Origin of the sequence: Spirulina sp. CS-785/01 (assembly GCF_028330525.1) — a bacterium.
In the GTDB taxonomy this organism is placed as follows: Bacteria; Cyanobacteriota; Cyanobacteriia; order Cyanobacteriales; family Spirulinaceae; genus JAQMSD01.
On sequence record NZ_JAQMSD010000257.1, the window covers coordinates 22,275 to 30,287 of the forward strand.

Genomic DNA, 8,013 nt, shown 5'->3' on the forward strand with positions numbered 1-8,013 from the left:
CTAAGGGGTGGGGGATTGTGCCGTGCTTGATACAATTCGGGATGGGGGATTACTAATGAGATATAGCGGTTGGGAGTCGCCCTCAGCCGTCAGCTATCAGCCGCGACTCTTAAAACTAACATACTCTCGCGCTCATGCTGAGTGCTAATATGAAATCTGCTTGATTTGTATTAAATCAATTTATTCTAAATTTATTCTAAGCCTTATAGTAAGCCCTAAAGGGCTTACTACGAACTTAGAAGGCTTAACCGGATGTCATATAAATGCTGATTTCCTTCAAAAGCTGAAGGCTGAATGCTGAAATGGGGCAGCAAGTCTCTCTCATGAGCGTTTGCAATAACGGTTTCTCGTTTCTAAATTGGTCCTCTTGACAGGGGGTCTGGTTTCTCCCCACCTAGACAGTTTAGCCCTACCATAGAAAGTGTTACTGTATTCAGGACTTGATTGAGCATTTTATGAGTCAATCTGTTACCCCGACACAATTTGAAGGACTTGCTCCGAAGGCTGACCGTCAAGGGATGATGGGACAGGGGAGCAGTCCGGTTGCTGATTTTTGGCAAGAAACCCTTGCACTGACCAAACGACTCTTTATCCAACTGCAACGTCGTCCCTCGACGTTGATGGCCGGTATTATTCAGCCTATTATGTGGTTGATCCTGTTTGGGGCGTTATTTTATCAAGCTCCCCAAGGGTTGTTTGGGGCAGAGATTAATTATGGGCAGTTCCTCGCCCCGGGTATTATTGTTTTTACGGCCTTTTCTGGGGCGTTAAATGCGGGATTGCCTGTGATGTTTGACCGGGAGTTTGGCTTTCTCAACCGTTTGCTGGTTGCTCCTTTGGCGACTCGTTACTCGATTGTGGCCGCTTCGACGATTTATATTATTAGTCTCGCGTTGATCCAAACGGCGGTGATTGTGGCGGCCAGTGCTTTGCTCGGTGCCGGGTTGCCGGGGGTTGCTGGGGTTAGCGCGATCGCGCTAATTGTTTTCTTAATTGTCGTAGGTGTTACGGCACTCAGTCTCGGTTTAGCTTTTGCTTTACCTGGACATATTGAGTTAATTGCGGTTATTTTTGTCACCAACCTCCCCCTCCTCTTTGCCAGCACTGCTTTGGCCCCGCTTTCCTTTATGGCCAACTGGTTAAAATGGATTGCCTCTGTTAATCCGCTTACCTATGCGATCGAGCCCATTCGCTATCTTTATTTACAAGAGAGTTGGTCTTTAGGCAGTATGGTGATGGACGCACCGTGGGGAAGTCTCAGCTTTGGCGCAGTGCTGCTGATTCTGGTCGGGTTTGACCTCTTAGCCTTAACCATCATTCAGCCGTTATTACGCCGCCGTATGGCTTAACAAGACCCCGTAGAATTCATGTAGAATTCATTTCAGTCCTCTCCGGATTCATGGAGGGGACTGAAAATGTACTATAATCGGTTTGCGCCATAACCAAGCGTCAACAGTATGGGTCTTGGGAAGCAGGACTCCTGCCTGTGAACGCGCTTGTTAGACCGGAGGAAGCAGGAAGCCTACACCATCGGCCATAGCCCTGGTCACAGGGACTTCAGGATAGTGGTATCACAGGGTAAGAGCGAGAATGCCAGCTTTGCGGGATGTTCCCAATCAAGAGACACAATTTCGCCAATTGCAAGCCAAACTGCGGGATTGTGCGGCCAGTATTGATCTGTTTGACCAAGATGATTTTGATATTTTGGTGATCCCGTCCTTTAGTATCGATCAGGGACAGTTGGGGAAGATTGAGGGGTTTCTTCATTATGAGGAACGGTTGTTATTTTCCTTGATTCGTCTACGGAATCCCCATACGCGGTTGATTTATGTGACGGCCCAACCCTTGTCGCCGACGATTATTGATTATTATTTACAGTTGTTGCCGGGGATTCCGTTTTCTCATGCGCGATCGCGCCTGTTACTCCTCTCTACCTATGATGCCTCCCTCAAACCCCTCTCCCAAAAGATTTTAGAACGGCCTCGTCTCGTCGAACGCATTCGCAAGGCATTACGGCCCGGCAAGTCTTACATTGTCTGTTTTAATTCCAGTCCCTGGGAACAACAATTATCGCTGCGTTTGGGGGTGCCATTGTTGGCCTGTTCCCCGGATTTATTATACTGGGGGTCGAAAAGTGGCAGTCGGGAAATTTTTGCCAATGCAGGAGTCCCCCACCCCGATGGCAGTCCGTTAATGTGGGATGAGGACTCGTTACTCCAGGAAGCGGCCCAGTTATGGGGGAGAATGCCTCAGTTAAAACGGCTGGTAATTAAGTTAAATGAGGGGTTTTCTGGGGAAGGGAATGCGGTTTTAGATTTACGGGAGGTTCGCAAGTATGGGTTAATTGGGACAGAGGGGGAACGGGTGAAAGTATTGCGCGATCGCTTGTCCCATCTCAGTTTTGCCGCCGAAGGAGAAACCTGGGAAGGCTTCTCCCAGCGCATTCCAGAATTAGGGGCCATTGTCGAAGCCTTTATCGAAGGAGAAGAAAAGCGATCGCCCAGTTTTCAAGGCTACATCACCCCCGATGGCCAAGTCGCCAGTCTCTCCACCCACGACCAAATTTTAGGCGGGGCCGACGGACAAATTTACCTCGGTTGTCGCTTCCCCGCCGATCAACAATATCGCCTACAAATCCAACAATTAGGCATAAAAGTCGGCGAAATCTTAGCCGCCAAAGGGGCCATGGAACGCTACGGCGTTGATTTTATCGTCGTCCGCCACCCCGGAGAAAGCCCAGAATGGGACATCCAAGCCATAGAAATCAACCTCCGCAAAGGCGGCACAACCCACCCCTTCATGGCCTTAAAACTCCTCACCAACGGCGAATACAACCCAGAAACGGGATTATTTGTCGGTCAACAAGGCCAAGAAAAATATTACCTCGCCTCCGATAACCTACAAAAAGCCGCCTATCACGGTTTATTGCCTAATGATCTCATGGATATCATCGCCCGGCATCGTTTACACTTCGACAGCAGCACCAAAACCGGGACAGTCTTTCACCTCATGGGGGCCCTATCCGAGTTTGGCAAATTAGGCTTAACCAGCATCGGCAACTCCTTCGAGGAAGCCGAAGCCTTTTATCAAAAAGTCGAAGATGTCTTAGATTCGGAAACCTCCGCCAATTATTATACACTGCCCTCCTCTCCTCCCCTACCCATTAGTTGGTATGGCGGCGATTATTAGAGAAATCGGTTTTCGACTATGATTCTGTTTTAATCCCCCCTCAAACTCTCCTCAAACTCCTGTAACGCGAGACTACTGCCAATTTCTCGCGCTCGTTGCAAAACCTCAAGGACGGCCTCCTGGATGTTCACATCGGGGAAATTCGGACTGAAAGCCGTTTCTTGATACTCCTCTCCCTGCAATACATAAATAGTTAACTGCGGGTTGCTATAAACCCACAATTCGGGAACACCTAAACGCTGATAAGCCGTAATTGCAGTCAGAGAAGTAACATCGGACTCAATGGCCAGATCGGGGGGCGGATCAATATCCAGATCAAGTCGGTCTTTGCCAATCACTGCTTGATAATTGGCAATATAAAAACACTCATCCGGTTCAATCCCTGCTTGCATGGTTTGCCTCTTAAACGTCGTTGAACCCAACGCCTCCCATGCTCTACCCTGTACTCTCAGGACAACTTTCACCAAGTCAGCAATAACAATTTTAGCGCGTTCGTGTTCGGGGGAAGGGGTCATCAGTTCCAAGTTATTCTCACAATAAGCGAGTCGCAGCGTCCGTTTCTCCCCCAGTTCCTCTAATATCGCCTCAAAGTCTGGCCAACTGAGATGGGGAATGGTGATGCGACTCCCCGGACGTAAATTAATTTGCTGAATAGGAGTGAGGACAGACATGAGACGTTAGGAGTAAAGCAGATAATCTCAGTTTAAGCAGTCTTCCCCAAGACTGCCAAGAAGTCTTTCTCCCTTACCTAAAAACACTGATTACTGATTACTGTTTACTGTTTACTGTGACTGTTCCAGTTTAAAAAGAGTCCACTCCCCCCGAAAATCAGGAACTCTGTCAGAAACCCAAGGTCTATAACTCCTGAAGTTTGAATCAAAAAGAAGCGAGGATTTGAGAAAACCGAACTCAACCCGCTTTATTCAAGCGAATTGTACCGAACCTCAACACTCACAACTCAAGGAGAAATCATGAAAAATTTATTGGTTAAAACCACAATCACTCTCTCTGCCATTTTACTCTCTTCAGGTGTTGCTTCTGCTCAACCCGATGCTGTAAAAGGAACAGATGCTAACTATATTGGTGGGGGGGCTGCTGCTGGAATTACTCATAGTGATGCCCCTGGGGGTGATGCGACGTTTGGCGGCAATATTCAAGGCCGTTTTGCTGTGCCGAATGCTCCTGTTTCTGTCAGAGGGGCGGTTTTGTTTAGTGATGATAATAGTGCCATTATGCCAATGGTGTCCTACGATATTCCGGTAAGCAGTAATGCCAATTTATATGTCGGAGGTGGCTATTCTTTTGTAGAAGCTGAAGGGGTTGCTACTCCCCTCGGAAACCGGGATTCTGTGGTCATTAGTGCGGGTGGTGAAGTGCAGTTAGGGTCTAATATTGTTGTCTATGGGGATGGCAAATGGGGAGTTGATGCTTATGAAAATAGTGATGGGGATGCAGTGAGTTTACAAGGGGGTGTCGGTTATCGTTTCTAGATTGAGTTAGTCTAAAAGGCAAGGGTGGGTTAATGACTCACCCTTTTTTTAATAGCCAAATTAATAGTTTTTCTGTGAAGTGAATTGAGATTTTAATAACTTGTAAAATAAGAGGTAACGCAGTCAAAAATAGTAGGATAAAAAAATGAAAAGTGATGAAAAACTTGTCATAATTAAAACAAATGGAATTATAAAAACTAATGGGATGCTGGTAATTTTTAGTACAGAAACTTGAAATCTACCCTAGGAATTATGTCTGAGGATAGAGTAAATTGACCGATTTAATGAAAAATTAAACCAATTTTATCTCTCTCGACAGAATACTCGCTCCCCCACATTAGGACATACTAGCTCAAGAAGGCTATCTGAAAACCGGAGATTGTCAACCCAAAAAGCGTGGAACAATCTAAAAAAAAATTAAATTATATAAACCTAAAAAATACACTAAACTCTGTAAACTTTTTCAAAGATTAGCTTGAGACTAAGTTTATGGAACTTTGATGAATTCAGACGGAGGAGATATTATTCTGGCTACACAAGACCTCGATGCGACACAACTGCACACTCACAAAAATAAACAATGGTGGCGTAACCCTGTTATTAACCGTCGCGCTTGGACCTGGGAAGATGCCAATAATATGACCCATAACGGGCAATGGTGGCAACACGCGGTTTTATACCAAATTTACCCTTGGAGTTTCAAAGACAAGCGTGGGAATGGTGCAGGAGACTTAAAAGGGATCATCTCCAAAATGGACTACCTGGCCTCATTAGGAGTGGATGCCCTGTGGCTTTCACCCATTTTTGAGTCTCCCATGAATGATTTAGGGTACGACATCACCGATATGTTAAATATTGATCCCCTCTTTGGGGATATGAAAGACTTTCAAACCCTCTTAAAGGTTGCCCATTCTGTCGGCTTAAAAGTCATTATTGATCAAGTTTGGAATCATACCTCAGATCAACATCCGTGGTTTATCGAAAGTCGCAAAAGTCGAGATAACTCTAAAGCAGACTGGTATGTCTGGGCTGATCCTAGAGAGGATGGTTCACCCCCAAATAATTGGTTATCGGCCTTTATGGGAGAGAGTGCTTGGCACTGGGATGAGCAACGGGAACAGTATTATTATTCTAATTTTTTGCCCAGTCAACCCGATTTAAACTGGCATAACCCGGACGTGAGAGAGGCGATTTTTAATCGGGCTAAATTTTGGTTGGATCAGGGAGTGGATGGATTTCGCCTTGATGCGGTGAATTTCTTTCTCCATGATCAACATTTGCGCGATAATCCCCCCCGACAAGAGAGTGAACCCCTCCCCGATGGAACTGATCCCGAAAATCCGTTGGTGACTCAGAAGTATTTCTATAGTTTTTGCCGTCCAGAAACCTTGGAAATTCTGAAACCGATTCGGGAGTTAGTGGATCAATATTCTGGGGTGGTTCTCCTGGGAGAAGTCACCATGGGGGAAGATTCGGTGGCCTTGTCCAGTGAGTATGTTGCGGGGGAAGACCACCTCCACTTGGCCTATAACAGCGTCCTCTTGGAGGATGAACCCATCTCGGCCAGCAAAATGAAGCAGATTGTCGAACGAGTGCAACGCCATTTCCGCTACGGGGGACAATGTTGGATGGTGGGGAATCATGATTATGGGAGACTGCGATCGCGCTGGACGGGATGTGATCAAGACGGAGAACCCTACCCAAAACGGTTTTATCACATGATCGCAGCCTTACTCTTTTCTCTCCCTGGGGCCTTTTGTCTCTATCAAGGAGATGAACTAGGTATCCCCGAAGCCAAAATCCCCAAAGATATCCCCGAAGGCAAAATCCGTGATCCCTTTGGTCAAGCCATGTATCCCCTAGTCCCCGGACGAGATGGTTCACGGACCCCCATGCCTTGGGAAGCCGAGGAAACCAATGCCGGGTTTACCAGCGCCGAAGAATCCTGGCTACCGATTCCCCGTTCTCATCATTATTATGCGGTTGATCTGCAAAATGCCGCTCCCGATTCCATGCTGAATACGTGGCGGCGACTCCTCCATTGGCGAAAACAGCAACCCGCCCTCATTGCGGGGAATTGTACGCTACTAGAGACCGAAGAACCGTTATTTGGCTTTATTCGAGAATATGCCGAACAACGCTTACTCTGTCTCTTTAACCTCAGTGATGAGAATGCCAGTTATCAACTGCATCAAGAGGCTATTTGTGAGTCACTATCTGGACTCGGTTGCACTGTGCCTTCCCCAGATAATCGTTTAACCATTGAGGGATATGGGTATTATTTTGCTAACTTAATCTAACTTCATCTAGAAGGTACTGAAAAAGAGTTGGCGGGTGAGGTCAGTAAACCTTGCACAGTAGGGAGTCTGGGGGATTCTGGGCAGGGCGACTCATGATCACCATCCCGCCCCCATCCTTACAAGATCAAGTGAATTTGTGTGCAGACTTGTAACTCAATGTTATGAAAGTTTACCAATTTTCATAGTCTGCCCCTTTAAATTTTATGTAAGAAATAATTTTCATTACAGAACGTAAATACCTCTAGTCTGATCCCCCCCTTTAGCGACCATAATGAAAGAGAAATGAATTGGTATAAGTCCAATGAATACTTTAGAATTTCTTTCCCAGCTTAACGATGCCGAGAAAGGATGGGGGTTGTGGGTAGATCGCAACCATACCGAACAATACCATGTAGGGCAATATTCCTTTGAAAACGACCAATTACCGAAAAGTTTCATCCATGTTGGCAGTCTCGATACGTTAGCCCATCAGCGTCAATCTTATCTTCTGCATGGTGCGGCCTCTACCAATGAGGAAACGATTTTAAGCCAAGAATGGGCTGAAAATGTCCTCTCTGAGCTTCACGCTAAAACTTAATTTATTTACCTAATTCATCAAAAGACAGAATTTTCAAGCGGTTGATCCATTATTTGAGTGCTTTAAGATTTTCCCTCATCTCCTGTATTTTTCCGGGAGTATGGGGGATTATTATAGTGGAGTCGGGAGTCGGGAGTCCGAAGATAGGGGAGATAGGAGAGATGGGGGAGATGGAGGAGATGGAGGAGAATAAAGAACAATCTGTTAATTAATAATTGTTAATTGTTAAGTTAATTGTAAAAGACGAAACCAAGCAATTTTATTAATTTCTTGTAAAGCGGTTGCCTTTTCTTGAGTGAGATTATTTTGTAACCGTTGTTCAACAAAAGAGCCGCGGGACTCCCCCACCTCGGAACAGGTGGGGGAGGAAAGCGGGTGAGTCGATACCGCTTCTCCTGCGGAGACGCTGCGCGAACGATGCGGCTGAGACTCACAACCTCTTAGGCTACGCATAGAC

6 protein-coding genes and 1 pseudogene are annotated in these 8,013 nt (G+C 46.2%); 5 read left to right on the forward strand and 2 right to left on the reverse strand.

Annotation, left to right across the window (positions count from 1 at the left end):
- Window positions 1–455: 455 nt before the first annotated feature.
- Together PN462_RS16745 and PN462_RS16750 are read left to right on the forward strand one after the other, a co-directional pair.
- Window positions 456–1,349, forward strand: a complete 894-nt coding sequence (locus tag PN462_RS16745) for an ABC transporter permease (protein WP_272129964.1) — start codon at window positions 456–458, stop codon at window positions 1,347–1,349.
- Between the two features lie 241 nt (window positions 1,350–1,590).
- Window positions 1,591–3,189 (forward strand): peptide ligase PGM1-related protein, encoded by a 1,599-nt coding sequence (locus PN462_RS16750; protein ID WP_272129965.1) that lies wholly within the window; start codon window positions 1,591–1,593, stop codon window positions 3,187–3,189.
- A 29-nt stretch (window positions 3,190–3,218) separates the two neighbouring features.
- On the opposite strand, the gene PN462_RS16755 is transcribed toward PN462_RS16750, so the two are convergent.
- Window positions 3,219–3,860, reverse strand: a complete 642-nt coding sequence (locus PN462_RS16755) for a Uma2 family endonuclease (protein WP_272129966.1) — start codon at window positions 3,858–3,860, stop codon at window positions 3,219–3,221.
- Window positions 3,861–4,160: 300 nt separating this feature from the next.
- Between PN462_RS16755 and PN462_RS16760 the strand changes: the two genes are divergently transcribed.
- The 3 genes from PN462_RS16760 (at window position 4,161) to PN462_RS16770 (ending at window position 7,556) form a co-directional block, all read left to right on the forward strand.
- Entirely contained in the window at window positions 4,161–4,679 is a 519-nt protein-coding gene (locus PN462_RS16760) for an outer membrane beta-barrel protein (RefSeq protein ID WP_272129967.1), read from the forward strand.
- 500 nt (window positions 4,680–5,179) lie between these two features.
- Window positions 5,180–6,979 carry an alpha-glucosidase gene (locus PN462_RS16765; RefSeq protein ID WP_272129968.1) on the forward strand — a complete coding sequence of 600 codons (1,800 nt, stop codon included), beginning with the start codon at window positions 5,180–5,182 and terminating at the stop codon, window positions 6,977–6,979.
- Window positions 6,980–7,280: 301 nt separating this feature from the next.
- The gene (locus PN462_RS16770) at window positions 7,281–7,556 is read left to right on the forward strand and encodes a hypothetical protein (protein ID WP_272129969.1); all 276 of its coding nucleotides are present in this window, start codon (window positions 7,281–7,283) and stop codon (window positions 7,554–7,556) included.
- A 225-nt stretch (window positions 7,557–7,781) separates the two neighbouring features.
- On the opposite strand, the pseudogene PN462_RS16775 reads toward PN462_RS16770, so the two are convergent.
- Window positions 7,782–8,013: pseudogene (locus tag PN462_RS16775) on the reverse strand (hypothetical protein); the annotation flags it as partial.

Bases quoted from the DNA above. Each gene is read 5' to 3' on its own strand.
- PN462_RS16745 (WP_272129964.1), top strand. From the start codon at position 456: ATGAGTCAATCTGTTACCCCGACACAATTTGAAGGACTTGCTCCGAAG.
- PN462_RS16750 (WP_272129965.1), top strand. From the start codon at position 1,591: ATGCCAGCTTTGCGGGATGTTCCCAATCAAGAGACACAATTTCGCCAA.
- PN462_RS16755 (WP_272129966.1), bottom strand. From the start codon at position 3,860: ATGTCTGTCCTCACTCCTATTCAGCAAATTAATTTACGTCCGGGGAGT.
- PN462_RS16760 (WP_272129967.1), top strand. From the start codon at position 4,161: ATGAAAAATTTATTGGTTAAAACCACAATCACTCTCTCTGCCATTTTA.
- PN462_RS16765 (WP_272129968.1), top strand. From the start codon at position 5,180: ATGAATTCAGACGGAGGAGATATTATTCTGGCTACACAAGACCTCGAT.
- PN462_RS16770 (WP_272129969.1), top strand. From the start codon at position 7,281: ATGAATACTTTAGAATTTCTTTCCCAGCTTAACGATGCCGAGAAAGGA.